We start from the raw sequence: 21,151 nt of genomic DNA on the forward strand, positions 1-21,151 counted from the left end.
GAAAAGGGATCAGACATCGCCGGTTGCCAGCAATATCTGTTTTAAGATCGCGGTCTCATCGATCAACGTCCATTCCTTGGTGATGCCGCGCGGCCCAAATTCGACATGTGTGATGCCCATGACATGGATCTGCGCGTGACTGGGCTTTCCAAACATGCCCCATCCATCGTGACGCCCGTTAAGCGACCACCGGATTGCGGCACGGGGGGGCAGCAGTGGATCGTTTCGGCCAATGCGATGGGCAATCTGAAATCGGGCGGACGGGAAGGCTGAGCGCAGAGACAGCCAAAACCGATCAGCAACACCGTGGCCATAATCGGTGACGTGGCCGGGATAATGCAGCGCGCAGGCCCGGTCATAGCGTTCGGTGATAATCGCGAAATCCGCCTGCATGATCTGGGTGAGGATGTCGGCGAGCGCTTGACCCATCTCATGGTCATTCCCGCGACCGCGATAGGGGCCCTCCAGATCCGTTTCGGGCGTCAATGGTAGCGTGCAATGGTTGGGCCCGCCCTCGCGTCGGATCAGATCGCGGGTCCACTCCGTTAGGTCAAACCCCATCTGCCGAACAATCGCGCCCTGATCACGGACGAGCCATTCATCGCGCACCTGATTCTCGGCACAGTAACAATCGGCCAGAATACGATAGGTTAGGCGCTGGCCGGTCGGGGGGCCGTAGCGCCCCGCACCACTATGGGTTGCGGTACACAACAACCGATGGGAGCTCATCAATCCGTCGTCATCGCACCAGATCACATCTTCCCCCGGCAGTTGCCGGTCCGGAAATTCCGCCAATGTTTCCCGTGTGGCCGCGATAATACCATCATTGCCCACCACGACGGAGGCCGGGGAGCGCACCACAAGATCTGGTCCGTAATACTGTTTGAGCGTGGCGATACCGCGATCTTCCCAGATCTCCCGGGTCATGCCGAGGATGAAATCTGGAAACGTCTTCCACTTTGGGTCGAAACCTGGGGCAATCGTCATGGGGTATCCATTGCACGCTGGTTGTCTAGGCGCACATGATTTTTGTCTAGCGAAATTGGATCGGCAAATGCCAGCCATTTCAATTGTCTGGGGCTTGTTTTCTGACCCGTGGATCGGCGAGCTCTTGCGCATTGTGCTCGGTGATGCAGAGGATCTGGCCGAACAATAACCTTGAGCCCGTCGAACCATAATATGGACCGGGCATAAACCACAAACCCCAAGTGGCGGGCCAGATCGGCCCGCCACTACATCACTGCGATATCAAAGCGTCGCAGAGGATCGGTATCGCCCTAAAGCTTTAGAAAGGCCGAGATTTGCGCGATGATTTCATCATGCACTGCATTGCGGTCTGTGTTTTGCGGATCGGTGCAGATCGGGTCATCTTCCTGCTCCTCCAGAAATGCCGCACCGTTGGGTTTGCAAACCGCCAGAAAGGTGAAGTGATTGGCGGGGCTGATCGCGTGATACGTCACATCAGGCATCTTGTTCATCAGATCACTGCCGTTTGGCGTGACATCCGCCGCCTGCCAGGGTTCCGGCGCTCCCAAGTTGAGGAACAGGGTCGGTTGGTCCATAGCCCCAGCACTCGCGGCGGTCACAGCATGGGTCCAGCCCGGATCGATGGCAATCGTCGCGGTAATGCGGGGGTCGCGTATGGACTGTTCCCATGTATCGGGCAGCTTACCCAGATCGACACCACCTTTCGCCAGGAACAGACAACCTGCATCGGTTTCCGGCTGGGTCTCGCAATAAGTTTTGTAGCTATCGCGCTCAAACGCCGCTCCGCCCAGTTTCAGCACTGTCGACCCCCCCAATGAAAAGCCGACTGACGCGATCCGACCCGGGTCGATGAAGGGCCCGAAATGTGGATCGTTCAAAAGCGTATCTAGGGCCGCCGACAGATCCGCCGCCCGTTGCGTCAACTGAACCGACCGGCGGGGAGAGCTGTCACCCGACGTGCTGCCCGGGTGATTTACGGCCAGCACAATGGCGCCTTCCAGGGCCAGCCTTGATGACAGCCAACTAATGGCATCCATGTTACCGCCGGATCCGTGGGAGAGCACGATGACCGGATAAGGGCCGGGGGCAATCGCGGCCCCGATATAGGCGGGTGAGCCCTCAAAGATTGCGCTATCGCCGATCACGTTGCGATAGGTGGCCCGGCCCGCTGGATACCAGACAGATGCCGCCAGGGGCATTGACCGATGCGCGGCACTTATATCGAACCGGTCGTAGCCGGGAATATCCTGGGCCTCGGCGGGGCTGACGATCTGGGCCAGCCCGATCAGGGCGGCAAGGGTCAGAGGGCGGCATGTCATGATCTTGATCTCCGTTTTCAGTGAAGTGATGACGGCGGTTTTGGCGAAACACGCAGATCTGCGCGTCCTGAAACCGGATTGAGGTCGAGCAAGACCGGTCTTGGGCCTACGTCGGACCCATCAAAGAGGACCAACCATGCTTGTTTTACCCATTCCGATGATCGCCGCGCTCACCCTGGGCTTTTTGTTGGTCCAAACGCAGATGCGCCGCGACCGGCCGCTCATGTTCTCGATCCTGCTGGGTGGGTGTGCCCTGCAGGCGGTGATCGTCTCGCTGACCCAGTATTACGGTGTGACGGCCTTCCGCTTGGTGCAGCCCGTGACTGCGGTGGCCTTGCCTCCGCTGGCATGGGTTACATTCCAGACCACAGCCGTGCGCCAGATCGATCTGGCGCGAGACCTGCCCCATGCGGCAATCCCCGCCTTTGTGGCGTTTTGCGTGGCCTTTGCACCGATTGCCCTGGATCCGGTCGTGCCTGCCATCTTTGCCGTTTACGGGGCAGCACTCCTGTGGGCTTTGAAACCAGGGTCGGATGAATTGCCGCGGATACGATTGGAAACCGGCAATGTTCCCCGGCTGATCTGGAGCGGCATTGCCTGGGCCCTGCTTCTGTCCGCCATCAGCGATGTGCTGATCGCGATCGTGCAATTCTACGATCAACCTCAATGGCAACCCTTGATTATCAGCGTCGGCTCTTCGGTATCGTTGCTTTTGGTGGGGGTTCTGAGCTTGTCGAGTTCATTGGATACGGGCGAACCGGATGACGTGCCCAAACCGGTCACGCGAGAGGTCGATGCCGAACGCAACTCGGCCCTGATTGCGCAGTTGGATGACCTCATTCAGGGCGAACAACTGTTTCTGGACCCCGATCTGACGCTTTCGCGGCTGTCCAAGAGGATGCTCGTGCCAGCAAAGCAGCTTTCATCTGCGATCAATCAGGCGACTGGCGATAATGTGTCCCGTTACGTCAACGGATTTCGAATACGCCATGCCAGGGACCTCCTGCTTAACGGCCAAAGCGTGACAGCAGCCATGCTGGACAGTGGCTTCAATACCAAATCCAACTTCAACCGAGAATTCCTGCGGGTGATGGGAGTTCCCCCAAGCGCATGGTTGACCAAGCAGCTTGCACATCCGCCAAACCCGAGCGGGTGAGGCGGCGGATCAGTGAAACAGTCTTGTCATCAGTCCGCGCATTCCCCTTGGTTGGCTTTGACGCTCCAAAAACACCAATTCCCGCAATTCAGCGACGACTTCGCGGGCAAAGGCGTTGGGGTATGTGAATTTGATCGATCCCTTGGACCGGACCCTAATGGCGATTGTTTTCATGAAAAAGAAACAGGGGCCATTACCCGGCTGGTAGAGGATCCGTGAATCCGGATCGTCGTTGGTAATTTTGATCAGTGTTATATCGTCAAAATCAAAGAGATCCGTCCGCTTCACTTCGCCTCGGCGCCAGCGCTCAACCCCCAGTCGCCGTTGGTCAGGAAAGACGACTAATGCCCGCCGGGACCGGAAAAACGCCGACCGTAAGTATTCCTGGGCAAAGAAGAACGGGATCAAGCCAACCAAAAACAACAGCTCTGCCCCACCGTCAAAGGCGTGACGGAGTTGCCTCCAACTGTCGATATCCAGTGCGTGCCACACCGCTTTGCCGAACAGGACAGTCACCCCCAGGAAAAAGAGACCGACCAGAGCATGCAGCACGGATGCATGGCGCGGGACGCAGTGCTGGGCATATCGAAAGCCGCCATCGATCGGGTGCTTGTGGTACGCTGCCATGGCGTAGAGGTCGCGGGACAGTTTGTCATTTTCGTGGCGCGGCGGCGTGTCGCCAGAAATTTTTAACCCCGCTTTGGGATCAACGCTGACCCCGCGCCATGAAGGCCAGCCGTTCGAACAGACGTACATCCTGTTCGTTCTTCAAGAGCGCACCGTGCAGCTTGGGCAGGGCTGAGGCACCATCGCGTTTCAGGTCATCAGCCGTCAGATCTTCAGCCAGGAGGAGTTTCAACCAATCCAGCACTTCAGATGTGCTGGGCTTCTTCTTCAGACCTTGCTGGTCACGAATTTCGTAAAACTGGGTTAATGCCGTCGTCAACAACGCGTCCTTGATCCCGGGATGATGCACGGCCACGATTTTGCGCATCGTGTCCATGTCAGGGAATTGGATGTAGTGGAAAAAGCAGCGGCGCAGGAAGGCGTCCGGCAGTTCCTTTTCATTGTTCGATGTGATGATCACGACGGGGCGGTTGTAGGCACGGATCGTCTCGCCCGTCTCGTAGACATGGAACTCCATCCGGTCGAGCTCTTGCAGCAGGTCATTGGGAAATTCGATATCGGCCTTATCGATCTCGTCGATCAACAACACGACCTTGCCGGGCGCAGTGAAAGCCTGCCAAAGTTTCCCTTTTTTTATGTAGTTAGCCACATCATGAACGCGGTCATCACCCAGTTGGCTGTCGCGTAGGCGGCTCACCGCATCGTATTCATAAAGGCCCTGTGCGGCGCGTGTCGTTGACTTGATATGCCACTCGATCATTGGCAGATCCAGGGCGCGGGCGACCTGTTTGGCCAGTTCGGTCTTGCCGGTTCCGGGTTCCCCTTTGACGAGCAGGGGGCGTTCCAACGCTACCGCGGCATTGACGGCAACCGTCAGGTCCTGTGTGGCGACGTAGTCTTCGGTACCTTCAAATTTCATTAAACTTTCCCGGTTGTTGGGCAGGGCGCCAATGGCGTTCACAATCGTCAGATCCAACCATTTACAGTCTATTAGAGACGTGACAAGGGGAGGTTCTTCCAGTAGGTCAGCGGCGAGAGGGTACCGTATTATGATTGCACCGTCACACGTAGATGCCGGTCTGCAGGAGGGAGCAGATATGAAGCAGGAAGTTTTCTTACCAGACGATTATCGCCCTGCGGAAGACGAGCCGTTCATGAATGAGCGCCAAGTCGAATATTTTCGCCGGAAGCTGAACAACTGGAAGAACGATCTGATGGCCGAAAGCCGTGACACGATCGAGGGCTTGCAGGACCAGACCCGCAACATCCCCGACGTGGCCGACCGCGCCAGCGAGGAAACCGACCGCGCGCTGGAGTTGCGGACCCGGGACAGGCAGCGCAAACTGGTCGCCAAGATCGACAGCGCACTGCGCCGCATAGATGAAGGCGAATACGGGTATTGCGAGGCGACCGGGGAACCGATTTCGCTGAAACGCTTGGATGCCCGGCCCATCGCGACACTGAGCCTGGAGGCGCAGGAGCGTCATGAGCGGCGTGAAAAGGTGCATCGCGACGACTGACCGCGGATTGCAAGATAGAAATTACCGCCGGGGTTCGCTGCCCCGGCGGTTTGCGTTTGGGAGAGGCTCATGCTGATCGGGCAACAGGTCACGGTTCTGGGGGCAGGCATCGGTGGTCTGGCCGCAGCACGCGCCCTGGCGTTGCGTGGGGCACATGTGACGGTGCTGGAGCAGGCGCCCGAGATCTGTGAGGTCGGCGCGGGGATCCAGATCTCGCCCAATGGCATGGCAGTCTTGCGCGCCCTGGCACTGTGGGATGCGGTGCGGGATGTGGCGGTGGCCTCCCAAGGCGTCGTGTTGCGAGATTACGCCCGCGGGCGACAGGTAACCCGCCTTGATTTTAAGGGGCGCGGAGCGTTTGCGTTGGTCCACAGGGCCGATCTGATCGGTGTTCTGTTGGAGGGAGCCCGGCAGGCGGGGGTGCAGATACGCCTTGGCCAACGGGTGACAGTCGTGGCACTGGACGGTGAGCGCGCGTCGGCTGATCTCGACGGCGGCGAAACCATTGAGATGGCAAAGGTCGTGGGAGCGGACGGGTTGCAGTCTGTCGTGCGCCAGGCCCTTGCTGAGCAGGAGACGGCGCCCTTTTTCACAGGGCAGGTCGCCTGGCGCGCGCTGGTGCCGGGGTCGCCGGACGCGGATCCCGTCGCTCAAGTGTTCATGGGCCCCGGCCGACATCTGGTCGCCTATCCCCTGCGTGGTGGGGCGCTTTTGAACCTTGTGGGGGTGGAGGAGCAGGACGATTGGGTCCGGGAAGGTTGGACCCACACAGATGACCCCGATAATCTGCGCCACGCCTTTGCAAGCTTTGGCGGACCGGTTCCCGCTTGGCTGGCAGGCGTTGAGTCCTGTCATCTCTGGGGTTTGTTCCGGCACCCCGTGGCGGAGCGGTGGTTTGGCCCCGCCGCGGTTTTGCTGGGGGATGCGGCGCATCCGACATTGCCGTTTCTTGCCCAAGGGGCCTGCATGGCGCTGGAAGATGCCTGGGTCCTGGCGGATGCCCTGTCAGGAGCCGAAGACTGGCAAACGGCATGCGCCATTTATCAACAGCGCAGGATAGACCGGACACGCCGGATCATCGCGGCGGCCAATGCAAACGCGCGCAAATACCATTTGCGGCATCCGGTCGTTCGTGGTGTGGCCCATGCCGGGTTGAGGATGATTGGTGCCGCAATGCCGGGATTTCTGGCCGACCGGTTTCGCTGGCTTTACGATCACGATGTCACCCAAAGCAGGTGATGTTCGGTGCCGCTGTTAAACGGCGCGGGTCCTGGCAGACCCGCATTCTTTTTCGCGCGTCCCGCGCCGCGGGTCCCATCACTGCGTGATGCGACCTTTGTCACGGAATGATGCGCGTGTATTTTGTGCCTTCCAACGTCGCACCAACCAGCAACCCGGCCTGGCCAAAGATGACAGCAACCACCGGAGATGTGGCGGTCAAGGTTTCGGCCGACAGGTTGCCACCACGATCATTTAATGCATATTCAGCATCGGCTCCGACCGACCATCCGGTGGATGTGCGGAAATCGGTCAATGCGGCCTGGGTGATGAAGAACAGCGCATGGGCAAATTGTTGGGCACCGATCTGAAAGCCGATCGTGGCCTGGGCGGCTTGATAATAGTCAACCGTCGCGCCGTTGATCCGCAGCGCTCCCCGCCCATAACTGCCCCCTACACCAAAGCCTGCTTTGGTGATCAACGGCATGTAAAGCACGCCTGCCGACTTATCGGCCAGGGATCGTGTTTCGGGATAGCGCGAGAACAGGAAATTACGGGTCGCATCCACGCGCTGGTCGATCCGTGTCCCACCATCAGAGCCCACACCGTTACCGCATCCGGCGGCCAAGGTAACTGTTGATCCAGCGCCAAGGAGAAACCCCCGGCGGCTTAATGTGGATGGGATACGCATGACTGTACTGCCCTATATTTTGTTTCGCGCCTCGGAAAATCCGGCTTATGTCGCCAGTTGCGGTCAAGATAGGGGAATCAATCGGCCTTGTCACTATATATGCGCCGGTTCCGCATATTTGTGAGCGGTCGATTTTAGGACAAAGCCTTCGCGATGCGGTGCGCAAAATATGTGAGAACACCGTCACATCCCGCCCGCTTGAACGCCATCATGCTTTCCATCATCACGGCATCTCCATCGATCCAGCCATTCGCGGCGGCGGCTTCGATCATCGCGTATTCGCCCGACACCTGATAGGCGAATGTCGGGGCGCCGAAGGTCTGTTTCACCCTGTGGCAGATGTCCAGATAGGCAATACCGGGTTTGACCATCACCATGTCGGCCCCTTCGCTGAGGTCGCGTTCGATCAAGCGGAGGGCCTCGTCGGTGTTGGCGGGATCCATCTGGTAGGTTTTCTTATCGCCCGTCAGCGCTCCCGATGCGCCGACAGCATCGCGAAACGGGCCATAAAAGGCGGATGCATATTTGGCGGCGTAACTCAGGATGGTGACGTTCTGGTGGCCTGCCGTTTCAAGCGCCGTCCGCATCGCGCCGATCCGGCCATCCATCATATCAGAGGGGCCCAGGATATCCGCGCCGGATGCAGCCTGGGCCAGCGCCATTTTCACCAATGCCTCGACACTCTCATCATTCAGGATCTGACCGTCGCGCACGATCCCGTCATGACCGTTTGCGTTATAGGGGTCGAGCGCGACATCGGTCATGATCGCAAGATCCGGAACCGTTGCCTTGACCGCACGTATCGCACGATTGGCAAGATTGTCAGGGTTCCACGCTTCCTCGCAGGCATCTGTTTTCAGCGCTGGATCCGTATAGGGAAAGAGGCAGATCGCCGGTATGCCAAGCGCCTGTGCCTCCCGGGCTGTCACGACGATCTGATCAACCGATCGCCGCACCACACCGGGCATCGAGGCGATCGGCTGGGTCACGCCGTCGCCGTCGCAGACGAAAAGCGGCCAGATCAGATCCGCCGGTGACAGGGTCGTTTCGCTGACCATGGCGCGGAGGGCCGGCCCCTGACGCAGACGACGGTGCCGGGTGGCGGGGAAGGCGGCTTGGGTCGGTCGCACGGGCGATCTCCTGGCGGTCGGTGGTCAGGGGAGGTTGCATGGATCACACGGCTTTCTCAAGGCTTACAATTCCGGATAACCCGCAATAAGGTGCGTCGATATCGCTGTGGGTCGCGAAATGATCTGTGGCTAAGATCCGGCCAATTTGCCTGCCGTTAACCTGCCTATGACATGGGTCACAGTGGGATGCCTCGGGAGACTGGCGCAGGACAGACAAAACGGGGCAGGCCATCCGTGCTGGATTGGTATGAAACAGTATTTGAATTGATCGATCTCAGGTCGTTCTCAAACCTTTGGTATTGGATCGCGCTGGCCGTGGTTTGGTCTTCGGCGAGCCATTATGTGTTGGGTGTTCCCTATGATATGGTCGCCCGTGCGCGACGCTACGGAGGCGAGGCAGAGGATGACCTGCGCGATATCGTCCGGGTTAACGTAAACCGCATCATTTATATCACCGATCTATCCGGGCTCTGGATCCTTGCCTTTGGCTCTTTCGCCCTGACGGCGTTGGCTACAATGGGGTTCCTCTATGGGGTTGAGTTTGCGCAGGCCGTTTTTTTGCTGGCTTTTCCGCTGAGCATCGTTCTGGCCCTGACGATCCATACGGCGCGTGGCATCCTGCAAGCAGATGGACAGGACCTGTATCCGCGCTTGTCCAAACACCGCTTCATCACCCAGGTGATCGGGATGATCTCGATCTTCATAACGTCGATCTGGGGCATGCTGCAAAACATGGCCCTTGGCCCGTGGGGCGGGTTTTGATCTGAACTTGGCTTTGGCCAGACGGTTCATTCAAGACGCCAGCAGACCGTTTTCTGACAATCGGCAACAGGCTGGCACGATCAGCGGTTGACTTGATCCGCCGGAACGGTAGGTGACAGCCTCCATGACCGATCCAACCCATATTACCGTCTCCGGTGCGCCCGAAGGTTTCGACGCCCAAGTCTTGGCGCGCGAACTGGGAAAAGGGGTGCCGGTCATCCATGTAGCGCGCGATGATAAGCGGCTGGCCGCGATGCGGTCCGGTTTGGCGTTTTTTGCGCCCGATGCCGTGGTTCTGGATTTTCCAGGCTGGGACTGCCTGCCCTTTGATCGGGTGTCCCCGAATCCCAATGTCTCTGCCACGCGGATGGCGACGTTGGCGGCCTTGGCCAAAGGTGTGTCGGGGCCCTTCATCCTGCTGACCACGTTGAATGCGGCAACGCAACTGGTGCCTGCGCGGGATATCTTGCGGGCGGCTTCCTTTGCCGCTGACGTGGGGGGACGCGTCGATGAGGCCGCCTTGCGCGCCTTTCTGGTCCGCATGGGGTTCACCCAGGCACCGACCGTCATGGAGCCCGGCGATTATGCCATCCGCGGTGGTATCATCGACATCTATCCACCTGGTGACGGCGGTCCGGTCCGGCTCGACCTGTTCGGCGATGTGCTGGACGGTGCGCGACGGTTCGATGCCGCGACCCAGCGTACGACCGAAAAACTGGACCGGATTGAGCTTGCGCTAGTCAGTGAAGTGATCCTGGACGAAGCCGCCATCACCCGGTTTCGACAAACCTACCGGATCGAGTTCGGCGCGGCAGGGACGGATGACCCGCTTTATGAGGCGGTCAGTGCGGGGCGCAAGCATCAGGGGATCGAACATTGGTTGCCGTTTTTTCATGAGCGGCTGGAGACCCTGTTCGACTACCTGCCCGATGCCACCATCATGCTGGATGATCAAAGTGACGCCGCACGGAACGCGCGGTGGGACGGCATCGCCGATCAGTATGACAACCGCCGGGAGGCGATGACCGCCAAGGGCCGGATGGACACGGTCTACAAACCTTGCCCGCCAGAGCTGCTGTACCTGGACGATGCGCGGTGGGCCAAAGCAGTTGCCCCGCACCGGGTGATGCAACTGGTGGTTTTACCCCAGGGTTCTGGCCCCGGTGTGATCGATGCCGGCGGGCGGATCGGGCGAAATTTTGCGCCGGAGCGTCAGCAAGAAAACATCAGTCTGTTTGGCGCGCTCGCCTCCCATATCCGGGATCGCTTGCCCAAGGGGCCGGTCGTGGTGGCCAGCTATTCCGACGGTGCGCGCGAGCGGCTGAAAGGCCTGATGGAGGATGAGGGACTGGAAGGCACCTGCACCATCACGGATGCCCGTGATCTGAAGGACGGGATCAATCTGGTCGTCTGGGCGCTGGAGCACGGTTTCGCGGCCTCCGACCTGACGGTTATTTCCGAACAGGACGTTCTGGGCGACCGCCTGATCCGCGCACCGCGCAAGAAACGCCGGGCTGACAACTTCCTGACCGAGGCGCAATCGCTCAGCCCCGGGGACCTGATCGTCCATGTCGATCACGGCGTAGGGCGCTACAAGGGCCTGGAAACCATCACAGCCATGGGCGCGCCCCACGAATGCATCCACCTGGAATATGCGGATGCGGCGCGCCTCTATTTGCCGGTCGAGAATATCGAGCTGCTCAGCCGCTTTGGCCATGAAGAAGGCCTTTTGGATAAGCTTGGCGGCGGCGCCTGGCAGGCCAAAAAGGCCAGAATGAAAGAGCGGATCCGCCAGATTGCGGATAAACTCATCCGGATTGCAGCGGAACGGGCCCTGCGCTCGGCCCCCATTCTGGAACCGCCCCCCGGTGCGTGGGATGCGTTCAGCGCGCGGTTCCCTTACCAAGAAACCGACGATCAAATGAAAGCCATCGAAGACACGCTGGCAGACATGACAGCAGGCACGCCCATGGATCGGTTGGTGTGCGGGGATGTGGGCTTTGGCAAGACTGAGGTTGCGATGCGTGCGGCCTTTGTCGCTGCCCTGTCGGCCGTGCAGGTTGCCGTGATCGCACCGACGACGTTGTTGGCCCGCCAGCATTACAAAAGCTTTGCCGAACGGTTCCGCGGCTTTCCCGTTCAGGTTCGCCAGCTGAGCCGTTTTGTCAGCGCCAAGGAGGCGGCTGCGACCCGCAAAGGCATCACCGATGGCACCGTCGACATCGCCATCGGCACCCATGCACTGCTGGCCAAGCAGATCCGGTTCGACCGGCTGGGCCTTTTGATCATTGATGAAGAACAGCATTTCGGCGTGACCCACAAGGAACGCCTGAAGGAGATGCGCAGCGATATCCATGTGCTGACGCTGACCGCCACGCCGATCCCCCGAACCCTGCAACTCAGCCTCACCGGGGTGCGTGATCTCAGCATCATCGGTACGCCGCCGGTCGACCGGTTGGCCATCCGCACCTATGTCGCGCCGTTTGATACGGTCACGATCCGCGAGGCGCTGCTGCGCGAACATTATCGTGGAGGGCAATCATTCTTTGTGGTCCCCCGCATCAGCGATCTGCCCGAAATCGAAGAGTTCTTGAATGAGCAGGTCCCGGAAGTCTCTTACGTCATCGGCCATGGTCAGATGGCGGCGGGCGAATTGGACGAGCGCATGAATGCTTTCTATGATGGCAAGTATGATGTGCTGCTGGCCACAACGATTGTGGAGTCGGGCCTCGATATTCCCACTGCCAACACAATGGTTGTGCATCGCGCCGATATGTTTGGCTTGTCGCAGCTTTACCAGATCAGGGGCCGGGTAGGCCGGGCCAAGACCCGCGCCTATGCCTATTTGACGACGAAGCCTCGCAAACCACTGACAGTCACGGCGGAAAAGCGATTGCGTGTTCTGGGATCCCTCGACAGTCTTGGCGCTGGTTTTACCCTGGCCAGTCAGGATCTGGACATCCGCGGCGCCGGCAACCTAGTGGGGGAGGAACAGTCCGGCCATGTTCGCGAAGTGGGTTATGAACTTTACCAATCCATGCTGGAAGAGGCGATTGCAAAGATCAAAGCGGGTGAACTGGAAGGCTTGTCCGATAGCGACGGTCAATGGGCCCCGCAGATCAACCTTGGCGTGCCCGTTCTGATCCCCGAACCCTATGTGCCCGACCTTGATGTACGCCTTGGCCTTTATCGTCGCCTCTCTGGCTTGACCACAAAAGTGGAGCTTGAAGGGTTCGCTGCAGAGCTGATCGACCGCTTCGGAGAGCTCCCGAAAGAGGTCAACATGCTTCTGCTGGTCGTGCGGATCAAGGCGATGTGCAAACGTGCGGGCATTGCCAAGCTGGACGGTGGTCCCAAGGGGGCCACGATCCAGTTCCACAACGACAAATTTGCCAATCCGGCCGGACTGGTCGAATTCATAAATGCGCAAAATGGCCTGGCCAAAGTCCGCGAGAACAAGATTGTCGTCCGCCGCGACTGGGCCAAGACCAAGGACAAAATCCAGGGTGCCTTCGCCATCGCCCGCGACTTGGCCGAAAAGGTCAAGGACGGAAAGAAGGTCAGCGCCTAACGGGCACCTCCATCATGTGTCCAAAAATATCCCCGCCGGAGGCATGAAATCTTAAGTTGCGTCCGCCCGGCCCAACCGTTGCATGAACACCACTCCGGTGACGGCACAGGCCAAGGTCCCGGCTGCGATCGGTGTCGCAGTCCCATCAAAGGCCTGGCTGATCGGTGCGGCCAAGGCCACGGCGATCACGGTGGAAACGGCCCCCAGAACCGATGAGGCCATACCGGCGATATGGCCCATAGGTTCCAACGCGATGGCGTTGATGTTGCCCAGGGTGAGCCCGGCCTGAAAAAAAATCGACAGGGTCCAGATGAGGAACACCGCGAACGAGAGCGCTGCACCAACCCCGGCCCAGTTCCACAGGATCAGGGCGGTGGTCGAGATCACGATCTGTCCGATCAGAGTGGCGGTCACCATGAACCGCATCCCCATCCGCTCAACCAGGGTCGCATTCACAATCGATGCGCTCGCGGCCAGAAGAGCGATCATTGCAAACCACAGGGGAAAGGTTTCTCCCGCACCGTAAGTCTGGTCAAATATGGGCTGGGTGCCCGACAAGACCGAAAACAGCATTGTCAGGCACAGACCCTGGACCAGTACCGATAATCGGACCGTCCTGTTGCCCAAAACCTCGACCAGACCAGCCCAAAGCTGGGCTCCGCTGAACGAGCGTCGCTTGGCCTTTGGCAGGGTCTCGGGCAGGCGCAATGACATCCAGATCATCGCGAGGATTGCAAAAAGGATGAAGGCGCCAAAGATCCCGCGCCATCCCGTGCCCCAAATGATCACCTGACCCAAGGCTGGCGCCGCTGCCGGCACGAGCGAAAAGACGATGAAGACCAGCGACATGATGCGGGCCATCCGCCGCCCGTCGTAAAGATCTCGCACAACTGCAAGGGCCACGACCCGTGGACCTGCCGCACCAAGCCCCTGGATGATCCGCGCCGCCAACAGCAATTCCAACGAACCTGCGACCGACGCCAGAAACGCCCCGACGCAGTATAACAACGCGCCGCCCAGGATCACCCGCTTGCGGCCGAATGCGTCCGATAGCGGACCCGTGAAGAGTGTACCAATCCCCATTCCCAAAACAAAACTCGTCACGATCAGCAAAGCCCGGTTCGGGGCTTCGGGCGAAAGCTCCGTGGCAATGCTGGGCATGGCGGGCAACATCGCATCGATGGAAAAGGCGATGATCGCGAACAGCATCGCCATCAGGGCGACAAACTCGACTTGCGACAGGGCGGGAGGCGTGTCCGATGACGGACGCGCCGCGTCGCTCACGCCGTTCCCTCAAGCTGTTCGTTAATCTCGTCGATCAGTTTGATCCACAATTCGGGCTGTTGCGCGCCGGGTACCACATGCTGGTCGGCCACAATGAAGGTCGGAACGCCAGTGACACCCCGCTCCCGGGCATGGGCGTCGCGGGCGCGAATATCGTCCAGATCATTATCGCTGTCCAACAAACGGCGGATCGCAGCGGCGTCCAAACCGGCACTGTCAGCGATATCCGCCAACACATCGCGGTCTCCGATATCGCGGCCTTCATTGAAATAGGCGTCGAACAACGCGTCGTAGACGATATTCTGCTTGGCCTCGATCCCGGCCCAATGGACCAGCCGGTGCGCGTCCAACGTGTTGGGCGTCCGCTCAATCGCGCCTAGATCCATTGTCAGACCGGAAGCCTCACCGGCCTCGGCGATCCGGCCATAGACTTCGACCGCTTGTTTCTTGCCGCCGAACTTGCCTTCCAGATAGGCGCGCCTATCCATCCCGTCGCGCGGCATGTCGGGGTTCAGCTGAAACGGATGCCACTGCATGGTGAAAGGATGATCCGGGCGTTCCGCCAAAGCACGATCCAGCAGCGTCTTGCCAATGTAACACCACGGACAGATTGGGTCGGACAGAATATCAAGCTGGATCATCGGACGCCTCCGCCGGTTGGTGTATCAGACATCGCGCCGGGGAAAAGGCCCTTATTGGCGCAGCGCCTTGCGGTTGATCTTGCCATTGCCGGATTTCGGCAGCGCATCGATATGGGTAAAGATCCGCGGGCATTTGTAACGCGCCAGGTTCGCCGCAGTGAAGGCTGTCAGATCATCGTCAAGCAGCGCAACAGGACCGGTATAGTAGGCAGCAATCACGGTCACATCTGCCTTGACCCGATGCTCCACCACCGCCGCTTCGGCAATGCCGGGGTGACGGGCCAGCGCCGCCTCGACCTCAAGCGGAGAGACGCGAAAGCCCCCCGCATTCATCATGTCATCATCCCGCCCCAGATAGGTAATGCTGTCATCTTGGGCCATTTCCACGGTGTCACCCGTCACAAACCAATCGCCGATGTAACGGGCCGCAGTCTCGTCCTCGGCCCCCAGATATCCCAGCATCAGCCCCGGATCGTCGCGGTGAATGGCCAGCGTCCCGGGCGTGTGTCGGGCAACGGGCGTGCCCTCGCTGTCCAATACGGCGACGTGACGGCCGGGTTGGGGGCGGCCGGAGCTTCCCTCCGCTGCCGGTTTCGCAGGGCTGCCAGAGATGAAGGTTGAGCATTCCGACATGCCCAAAGCCTCATGCACCGCGCATCCTGTCGATGCCCGAAAGGCCGCGCGGATCCGATCGGGCAGTTTCTCTCCGGCAGACAGGCCATGGCGCAGGGTCGGTACGGTCACCGGTCCCTCGCGCAGCATCTGGCGGTACACCCCGGGGGCCGCGGCAAAGATCGTGGCGCCATAGCGCACCATCAGGGTGGGCAATGCGCTGGCCTTCGTTCCTTCGACCGGGATTAACGCAGTAGCGCCGCATGCCCATGGATCCATCAACCCGGTGCCCAACGTATATGTCCAGTTAAAGGCTCCGGCATGCAACACACGGTCATGGGGCGTCAGCCCGTACCAGCCGTCCCACATCATCCGCCGGGCCCAAACCGCGCGATGGGCGTGGATCACGCCGCGTGGTTTGCCCGATGTGCCTGACGTGTAGATGATGTAGGCGGGCCGGTTCGGATCCCCCATCAGCGGCGCCATGGCGGTCTCCCCAACCAACGCTGTGTAATCCAGGATCGGGCAATCTGGCCCATCCGGTATACTCACAGCCCCTGACCGGATGACCATGGCGGGGCGCAATTCTGCGGCAATCGCTGTGATCTCGGGCACCGTCAGCCCGGCTGACGCAGGGACGGGGACCAATCCGGCCCAAAGTGCCGCCAGATATACGAGCGGAAATTCGGCGGAATTTCTGATCCGCATCAGCACCCGGTCTCCGGGGGTCAGCCCCTGGTCAACCAACGCGCTGGCCAACCGCGCCACCTGATCGCGCATCGCACCATAGGTCCAGTCCGATGATCCCTCGGCTGAGATCACGCGCAACGCCAACTGGTCCGGGGCGCCTGTACCCAGAACATAGGCCGCCATGTTGAACGGCGCTGGGCAGGGCGGGGCGGAGGTATCCAAGAAAATAGAAAGCATGTCGCCGGGGTAAGCCCAGGGCCCCGCTGCCGCAACCCCGGCTTGCGGGGCTACCGCCCGCCCGCTAATACATCGCAGATGGAGGCCGATCCCAAAACACTGATCCGCATCGCCCGTGAAGGCGGTCATGACGAGTTGGCAGAGCCGCTGGACCTGGGCCAGCGCGTCCGCGATCTGCGCAAGGCACAAGGTTGGACGCTGGAACAGGCGGCAGGCCATGCCGGTTTGGCCCGGTCCACCCTGTCCAAGATCGAGAATGGGCAGATGTCGCCCACCTATGTTGCGCTGAAGAAACTGGCCGAAGGATTGCAAATTAGCGTTCCGCAGCTTTTCACGCCCCCTTCCAAGGCGGGGATAAACGGCCGTATGGGCGTGACTTTGTCAGGTGAGGGGGCAGCCCATGCGACCACGACGTACGAGCATGAGCTTCTGGCCGGCAGTCTCAAGCAAAAGCAGATGCTGCCTTACCGCGCCCGGATACGAGCCCGCGACATGGGTGAGTTCGAGGGCTGGATCCGCCATGACGGCGAAGAGTTCCTGTATGTCCTCACTGGTATTGTTCGGCTCTATACCGAGTTTTATCAACCGGTTGAACTGAAACGCGGGGACAGCGCCTATTACGATGGCACGATGGGCCATAACGTGATTTCCATCAGCCAGGATGACGCCACGATCCTGTGGGTCACCTCGCTCATTTAAAGCTTCGGAGACAATTATGGCAGAGTTCGCCATCTATCCCAGCCTGAAGGGCAAAACCGTTTTTGTAACAGGCGGAGCTTCGGGTATCGGCGCCGATATCCTGCGCGGCTTTGCTGATCAGGGCGCGCGTTTGGGCTTTGTCGATTTAGACGCGACGGGATCCGCCTCCCGCGTGGCCGAACTGGAGGAAGCCGGGTCAGAGGTTGCTTTTGCACAAGCGGACCTTCGGGATATTGCGGCCCTGAAAGCGGCGTTTGCGAGCCTGATCAAAACCTTGGGAGCCCCATACGCATTGGTCAACAACGCTGCTCGCGATGACCGCCATGGGTGGGAAGACGTGACGGAAGAGTATTACGACGAACGCATCGCCACCAATTTGCGCCACATGTTTTTTGCAACCCAAGCCGTTGCTCCTGCGATGATCGAGGCGGGCCAAGGAGGTGCTATCGTCAACATGGGCTCCAACAGTTGGTGGGAAGCATCAGGCGGCATGCCTATCTACACAACCTCTAAGGCGGCGGTCCACGGTATGACCCGCTCCTTCGCCCGCGACCTTGGCCCCCACAGGATCCGCGTGAATACAGTGGTGCCCGGCTGGATTATGACTGAGCGGCAGAAGGAACTTTGGGTGACCAAAGAAGCGCTAGACCGCCACTTGGCCCGGCAATGCCTGAAGAACCCGATCGCACCTGAATATGTGGCCCGTACCGTCATCTGGTTGTGCTCCAAAGACGCCGCAATGTGCACGGCCTCCAACTTCTTTGTGGATGGAGGATCCGTTTGAAAACAATTCATTAGACGGCATTAGAACCTTGCCAACACGTAATGGAGTGGGAGGGGCGCCCTAGGCGTCTAGTTGCACCCAGACCGGAACGTGGTCTGACGGTTTTTCTCGCCCGCGGATTTCGTGGTCAATCTGCGCATCTTCCAAAAGGTCGACGGCCTGCGGTGTGAGCAGTAGGTGGTCGATACGTATCCCATCGTTTTTGTCGTATGCGCCTGCCTGGTAGTCCCAAAAGCTATAGTGGCCGGCCCCCGGATGTCGGGCGCGGAATGCTTCGGTGAGGCCGAGATTGAGAAGCCTACGAAATTTCTCCCGGCTGTCCAACCTGTGGAGGGCATCTTGGCGCCAGACTTCGGGGCGGGCTGCATCTTCCGCCTGTGGGATGATGTTGTAATCGCCAGCTATGACAACCACTTCTTCACTTGATATCAGTGCTTTGGCGTATGTTTCTAATCTATCCATCCAGGCCAGCTTATAGTCGTATTTGGGGCCAGGGGCGGGGTTGCCGTTTGGAAGATAAAGACCACAGACACGAATGGCGCGCTTGCCCACGACGGATGCCTCGATCCAGCGGGCCTGTTCGTCGCTGTCATCGCCCGGCAAGCCGCGAGAGACATCTTCGAGGGGAAATTTCGACAGGATAGCCACGCCGTTAAATCCCTTTTGTCCATGGGTTTCAACGTTGTAGCCGCGTTCTTCGAAGAGTTCGCGCGGGAAGCCTTCATCGACCGACTTGATCTCTTGCAGCAAGGCCACGTCGGGTTGCGCCTCATCCAGCCAGGCGCACAACGCGGCGTGGCGCGCCTTGATCCCATTGATGTTGAATGTCGCGATTTTCATCGGCGTGGCCCCCTATTCACCCCCGTTTTGCCTGATGCACAATCCATACACAAGCGATGCATATTCCATACATATCCCGTACATACGCGGCGAACGCGCGGTTAGGGACGACTTAACGATCCATTTGGTGCGGAAAGCTGCCGAAGCCTCAACCTTGATCCGGCAACAAATCAACCAAAGTTCACAACAGGTTACGAAAGCTGGAGCGCCCCTTGATCGGCGATATCGGATACCCCATTTGCCCCAAATGAACAGTTCGGTTCAGATAATTGATCCCACAAGGAGCAGACACATGCGGGCATCTCTATTCATTCTTCCGCTGGCAGCGACATTGGCAGCAGGACCGGTTTTGGCGCAGGACCTGAGCGGCTTTTACCTGGGCGGAGATCTTGGTGGCTTTGACACCGAGTTTGACGGCTCTGGCGATGAGGCCGAAGGCACGGCCTATGGTGTCCACGGCGGGTATCGCTACGGTTTCAGCCCCAAGCTGTTTGCCGAGGGTGAGGTGTTTTACTCGGTCCTCGACGGAGAGACCGACAATGACGCCGTCGAGTTTGAGAACTATTACGGCCTGAGTGTCGGCTTGGGTTACTACTTCACGCCAGAGGTCTATTCGACCGCATTTGTCGGGGCGGCGCAGGTTGAGACCGACAGCGATGCTAACGGATCCTCCACCGATGACGGAACGATCTATGGGGTCCAGGTGGGTTACGACCTAACACCAGTCGACTCCCTGGCCGTTCGGTATTCACGGATCGATGTCGAGGCCGACGATATCGACGATTTCGACACTGACGTCTTTGCCCTGCGTTATTCGCGCCGGTTCTAAGGCAAAACGGGCAGGGTGGGTCACGACCCGCTCTGCCTTCTAACCGTGAGATCCCTCTGATTTTCTGACAAAGCCTCGACCCAAATGCGGAGAGCTTGCGGTCTTTTGGTTTCTGATGACCGCTCTGGCCCCATGATACTTGATGCTGCAACTCGTATGAACGGCCCCTTTGACGAAGTGTCACACTTTACCGAGCGTTTCGGAGAACACCCGCATAGAATGGCCCACCGGCCGGTCCGATGCGCTCGACGGTCCATCCGGCGGACCGGGCCAAGCGTGCCAATTCATCTGGTTCGGGATGGAACCATCGCACCCATTCCCCCGTTGCTCCTTGGTACTCGAAACGCATCTTGATCTCGCCGCGTGGCCGCCCCTTATCCAAGTTGCGCCGGTGGTATGCGAGGTGGTGCGGTTGGTTGGTCTGCGCGATGTCCAGCCCGGTCACCAACGCCTGCCCACTTGGCATCACGGCGCAGGCGAGCCGATGCAGGAGCGCTTCCGCCCCTTCATATGTGCCGCCAATTCCCATGTTGTTGCCGAAGACCACAACGGTCTGGAACATATCGTCTCCGAGGATCTTACCCTTGGGATCCATCACATCGCCCAGTCGAACGTCCCGGCATCCCCTGTCTTGGGCAACGTTGACCGCCCCAGGTGACAGGTCGACCCCCACGGCTTCCACGCCCTTTCGGTCCAGCCACAGAAGCGTCCGTCCTGCTCCCGAGCCAACGTCGAGGACCGGCCCTTCGACGTCTTGAAGCAACGAAGCCTCGTGGGCAAACGGGTCAGGCGCGAAGTAGATGCCAGGGCCATGCGTATCGATGTGGCCGTCGTCGCGGCGGATAGTGAGCATCCGACCAGTCCGACCAGCATGGTGGTCGCGGAGAGAATCGCCGAAGAGATCCATGACTTAGTAGTAACTGTTTCACCGAGCGGTGGCATCGGCCCAGACGTCTCATCAAGCGCCGAGCGCCAGGCTGCACCTTATGGAGCAGGGCATTCAGGCGCGTACGGCCAAGGTCAGCAAAACCCGCCGAGTAGCGGCTGTAGCATTGTCTGCTTGGGTTACTGTTGTTTAGCGATGGGGCCTCAACATGCGTGGGCCCGGCGGTACTGGAATTGGGTTCTTTGGCGCTGTGAGCGGTGCGTCTGATGCCTTTTACATCGAAAAGCTGGTGCCGCAGCCGCAGGAGCTGGTGGCGTTGGGATTCTCGATGGTGAAGCGAGCGCCGATCAGCTCTTCGGTGAAATCGATGATGGCGTTTTCCAAGAAGGGCAGGGAGACGCTGTCGATGACGACCTTTTGGCCTTCGGCTTCCAATACCAGGTCATCGTCGTCCGGCGCGTCCAGCTTGATCTCATATTGAAAACCGGAGCAGCCGCCGCCTTCGACGGCCACGCGCAGGGCTTGGGGGGCGGCCGCGATCTCGGCCAGGCGGGCAAAGGCGCGGGGCGTGACAGTGGGAGGCAGGATCATGTCGGGAAACCTCGTCGCATTTCTGACAGGCTCCACATATATGGGATGCGGGGCCGCGGGACAAGTTTGCGCGGTCC

20 protein-coding genes are annotated in these 21,151 nt (G+C 59.6%); 8 read left to right on the plus strand and 12 right to left on the minus strand.

Annotation, left to right across the window (positions count from 1 at the left end; all coding sequences use genetic code 11):
• Positions 1-9 precede the first annotated feature (9 nt).
• Both IU397_RS19060 and IU397_RS19065 read right to left on the minus strand, forming a co-directional pair.
• Entirely contained in the window at positions 10-987 is a 978-nt protein-coding gene (locus tag IU397_RS19060; protein WP_204416839.1) for an ester cyclase, read from the minus strand.
• A 290-nt stretch (positions 988-1,277) separates the two neighbouring features.
• Entirely contained in the window at positions 1,278-2,306 is a 1,029-nt protein-coding gene (locus IU397_RS19065; RefSeq protein ID WP_204416841.1) for an alpha/beta fold hydrolase, read from the minus strand.
• Positions 2,307-2,442: 136 nt separating this feature from the next.
• On the opposite strand from IU397_RS19065, the gene IU397_RS19070 reads away from it, so the two are divergent.
• On the plus strand, positions 2,443-3,462 hold the full coding sequence (locus IU397_RS19070) for an AraC family transcriptional regulator (RefSeq protein WP_204416843.1): 1,020 nt from the start codon (positions 2,443-2,445) through the stop codon (positions 3,460-3,462).
• 9 nt (positions 3,463-3,471) lie between these two features.
• Here the strand turns inward: IU397_RS19070 and IU397_RS19075 are convergent, their stop codons facing one another.
• Both IU397_RS19075 and IU397_RS19080 read right to left on the minus strand, forming a co-directional pair.
• Complete coding sequence (locus tag IU397_RS19075; protein ID WP_204416845.1) at positions 3,472-4,218, minus strand: hypothetical protein; 747 nt, start codon at positions 4,216-4,218, stop codon at positions 3,472-3,474.
• Positions 4,169-5,008: a MoxR family ATPase gene (locus tag IU397_RS19080; protein WP_204416847.1), complete on the minus strand. Its 840-nt coding sequence runs from the start codon at positions 5,006-5,008 to the stop codon at positions 4,169-4,171. The genes IU397_RS19075 and IU397_RS19080 overlap by 50 nt, the downstream gene beginning before the upstream one ends.
• A 178-nt stretch (positions 5,009-5,186) precedes the next feature.
• Between IU397_RS19080 and dksA the strand changes: the two genes are divergently transcribed.
• Both dksA and IU397_RS19090 read left to right on the plus strand, forming a co-directional pair.
• The gene (gene dksA / locus IU397_RS19085; protein WP_204416849.1) at positions 5,187-5,609 is read left to right on the plus strand and encodes an RNA polymerase-binding protein DksA; all 423 of its coding nucleotides are present in this window, start codon (positions 5,187-5,189) and stop codon (positions 5,607-5,609) included.
• Positions 5,610-5,678: 69 nt separating this feature from the next.
• Positions 5,679-6,848 (plus strand): FAD-dependent monooxygenase, encoded by a 1,170-nt coding sequence (locus IU397_RS19090; protein ID WP_204416851.1) that lies wholly within the window; start codon positions 5,679-5,681, stop codon positions 6,846-6,848.
• A 100-nt stretch (positions 6,849-6,948) separates the two neighbouring features.
• Here the strand turns inward: IU397_RS19090 and IU397_RS19095 are convergent, their stop codons facing one another.
• Positions 6,949-7,518 (minus strand): YSC84-related protein, encoded by a 570-nt coding sequence (locus tag IU397_RS19095; protein ID WP_204416853.1) that lies wholly within the window; start codon positions 7,516-7,518, stop codon positions 6,949-6,951.
• Positions 7,519-7,652: 134 nt separating this feature from the next.
• Positions 7,653-8,648, minus strand: a complete 996-nt coding sequence (gene hemB, locus IU397_RS19100; protein ID WP_204416854.1) for a porphobilinogen synthase — start codon at positions 8,646-8,648, stop codon at positions 7,653-7,655.
• Between the two features lie 237 nt (positions 8,649-8,885).
• Here hemB and IU397_RS19105 point away from each other — a divergent pair, with 237 nt between their 5' ends.
• Together IU397_RS19105 and mfd are read left to right on the plus strand one after the other, a co-directional pair.
• Complete coding sequence (locus IU397_RS19105) at positions 8,886-9,410, plus strand: component of SufBCD complex (protein WP_204416880.1); 525 nt, start codon at positions 8,886-8,888, stop codon at positions 9,408-9,410.
• A 124-nt stretch (positions 9,411-9,534) separates the two neighbouring features.
• A complete protein-coding gene (gene mfd / locus IU397_RS19110; RefSeq protein ID WP_204416855.1) occupies positions 9,535-12,981 on the plus strand; it encodes a transcription-repair coupling factor in 3,447 nt (1,148 codons plus the stop codon).
• A gap of 51 nt (positions 12,982-13,032) precedes the next feature.
• Here mfd and IU397_RS19115 read toward each other — a convergent pair whose 3' ends face one another.
• From IU397_RS19115 to IU397_RS19125, 3 genes are read right to left on the minus strand one after another with little or no spacing between them, the layout of a single operon-like run.
• On the minus strand, positions 13,033-14,265 hold the full coding sequence (locus IU397_RS19115) for a multidrug effflux MFS transporter (RefSeq protein ID WP_370541731.1): 1,233 nt from the start codon (positions 14,263-14,265) through the stop codon (positions 13,033-13,035).
• On the minus strand, positions 14,262-14,906 hold the full coding sequence (locus IU397_RS19120) for a DsbA family oxidoreductase (RefSeq protein WP_204416856.1): 645 nt from the start codon (positions 14,904-14,906) through the stop codon (positions 14,262-14,264). The genes IU397_RS19115 and IU397_RS19120 overlap by 4 nt, the downstream gene beginning before the upstream one ends.
• Positions 14,907-14,957: 51 nt before the next feature.
• The gene (locus IU397_RS19125; protein ID WP_204416857.1) at positions 14,958-16,445 is read right to left on the minus strand and encodes a class I adenylate-forming enzyme family protein; all 1,488 of its coding nucleotides are present in this window, start codon (positions 16,443-16,445) and stop codon (positions 14,958-14,960) included.
• 78 nt (positions 16,446-16,523) lie between these two features.
• On the opposite strand from IU397_RS19125, the gene IU397_RS19130 reads away from it, so the two are divergent.
• Together IU397_RS19130 and IU397_RS19135 are read left to right on the plus strand one after the other, a co-directional pair.
• Positions 16,524-17,144, plus strand: coding sequence for a helix-turn-helix domain-containing protein (locus tag IU397_RS19130; RefSeq protein WP_204416858.1), 621 nt, complete (start codon positions 16,524-16,526; stop codon positions 17,142-17,144).
• Between the two features lie 16 nt (positions 17,145-17,160).
• On the plus strand, positions 17,161-17,928 hold the full coding sequence (locus tag IU397_RS19135) for an SDR family NAD(P)-dependent oxidoreductase (protein WP_204416859.1): 768 nt from the start codon (positions 17,161-17,163) through the stop codon (positions 17,926-17,928).
• 60 nt (positions 17,929-17,988) lie between these two features.
• Here the strand turns inward: IU397_RS19135 and xth are convergent, their stop codons facing one another.
• A complete protein-coding gene (gene xth, locus IU397_RS19140) occupies positions 17,989-18,768 on the minus strand; it encodes an exodeoxyribonuclease III (RefSeq protein WP_204416860.1) in 780 nt (259 codons plus the stop codon).
• 292 nt (positions 18,769-19,060) lie between these two features.
• Here xth and IU397_RS19145 point away from each other — a divergent pair, with 292 nt between their 5' ends.
• Positions 19,061-19,597 carry a porin family protein gene (locus IU397_RS19145; RefSeq protein WP_204416861.1) on the plus strand — a complete coding sequence of 179 codons (537 nt, stop codon included), beginning with the start codon at positions 19,061-19,063 and terminating at the stop codon, positions 19,595-19,597.
• Positions 19,598-19,784: 187 nt separating this feature from the next.
• On the opposite strand, the gene IU397_RS19150 is transcribed toward IU397_RS19145, so the two are convergent.
• Together IU397_RS19150 and IU397_RS19155 are read right to left on the minus strand one after the other, a co-directional pair.
• Entirely contained in the window at positions 19,785-20,450 is a 666-nt protein-coding gene (locus IU397_RS19150) for a class I SAM-dependent methyltransferase (protein WP_204416862.1), read from the minus strand.
• 306 nt (positions 20,451-20,756) lie between these two features.
• Positions 20,757-21,074 carry an iron-sulfur cluster assembly accessory protein gene (locus tag IU397_RS19155; RefSeq protein WP_204416863.1) on the minus strand — a complete coding sequence of 106 codons (318 nt, stop codon included), beginning with the start codon at positions 21,072-21,074 and terminating at the stop codon, positions 20,757-20,759.
• Positions 21,075-21,151: the final 77 nt, after the last annotated feature.

The organism is Actibacterium sp. 188UL27-1, assembly GCF_016901225.1.
In the GTDB taxonomy this organism is placed as follows: domain Bacteria; phylum Pseudomonadota; class Alphaproteobacteria; order Rhodobacterales; family Rhodobacteraceae; genus 188UL27-1.

Bases quoted from the DNA above. Each gene is read 5' to 3' on its own strand.
- IU397_RS19060 (WP_204416839.1), bottom strand. From the start codon at position 987: ATGACGATTGCCCCAGGTTTCGACCCAAAGTGGAAGACGTTTCCAGAT.
- IU397_RS19065 (WP_204416841.1), bottom strand. From the start codon at position 2,306: ATGACATGCCGCCCTCTGACCCTTGCCGCCCTGATCGGGCTGGCCCAG.
- IU397_RS19070 (WP_204416843.1), top strand. From the start codon at position 2,443: ATGCTTGTTTTACCCATTCCGATGATCGCCGCGCTCACCCTGGGCTTT.
- IU397_RS19075 (WP_204416845.1), bottom strand. From the start codon at position 4,218: ATGTACGTCTGTTCGAACGGCTGGCCTTCATGGCGCGGGGTCAGCGTT.
- IU397_RS19080 (WP_204416847.1), bottom strand. From the start codon at position 5,008: ATGAAATTTGAAGGTACCGAAGACTACGTCGCCACACAGGACCTGACG.
- dksA (WP_204416849.1), top strand. From the start codon at position 5,187: ATGAAGCAGGAAGTTTTCTTACCAGACGATTATCGCCCTGCGGAAGAC.
- IU397_RS19090 (WP_204416851.1), top strand. From the start codon at position 5,679: ATGCTGATCGGGCAACAGGTCACGGTTCTGGGGGCAGGCATCGGTGGT.
- IU397_RS19095 (WP_204416853.1), bottom strand. From the start codon at position 7,518: ATGCGTATCCCATCCACATTAAGCCGCCGGGGGTTTCTCCTTGGCGCT.
- mfd (WP_204416855.1), top strand. From the start codon at position 9,535: ATGACCGATCCAACCCATATTACCGTCTCCGGTGCGCCCGAAGGTTTC.
- IU397_RS19120 (WP_204416856.1), bottom strand. From the start codon at position 14,906: ATGATCCAGCTTGATATTCTGTCCGACCCAATCTGTCCGTGGTGTTAC.
- IU397_RS19125 (WP_204416857.1), bottom strand. From the start codon at position 16,445: ATGCTTTCTATTTTCTTGGATACCTCCGCCCCGCCCTGCCCAGCGCCG.
- IU397_RS19130 (WP_204416858.1), top strand. From the start codon at position 16,524: ATGGAGGCCGATCCCAAAACACTGATCCGCATCGCCCGTGAAGGCGGT.
- IU397_RS19135 (WP_204416859.1), top strand. From the start codon at position 17,161: ATGGCAGAGTTCGCCATCTATCCCAGCCTGAAGGGCAAAACCGTTTTT.
- xth (WP_204416860.1), bottom strand. From the start codon at position 18,768: ATGAAAATCGCGACATTCAACATCAATGGGATCAAGGCGCGCCACGCC.
- IU397_RS19145 (WP_204416861.1), top strand. From the start codon at position 19,061: ATGCGGGCATCTCTATTCATTCTTCCGCTGGCAGCGACATTGGCAGCA.
- IU397_RS19150 (WP_204416862.1), bottom strand. From the start codon at position 20,450: ATGCTCACTATCCGCCGCGACGACGGCCACATCGATACGCATGGCCCT.
- IU397_RS19155 (WP_204416863.1), bottom strand. From the start codon at position 21,074: ATGATCCTGCCTCCCACTGTCACGCCCCGCGCCTTTGCCCGCCTGGCC.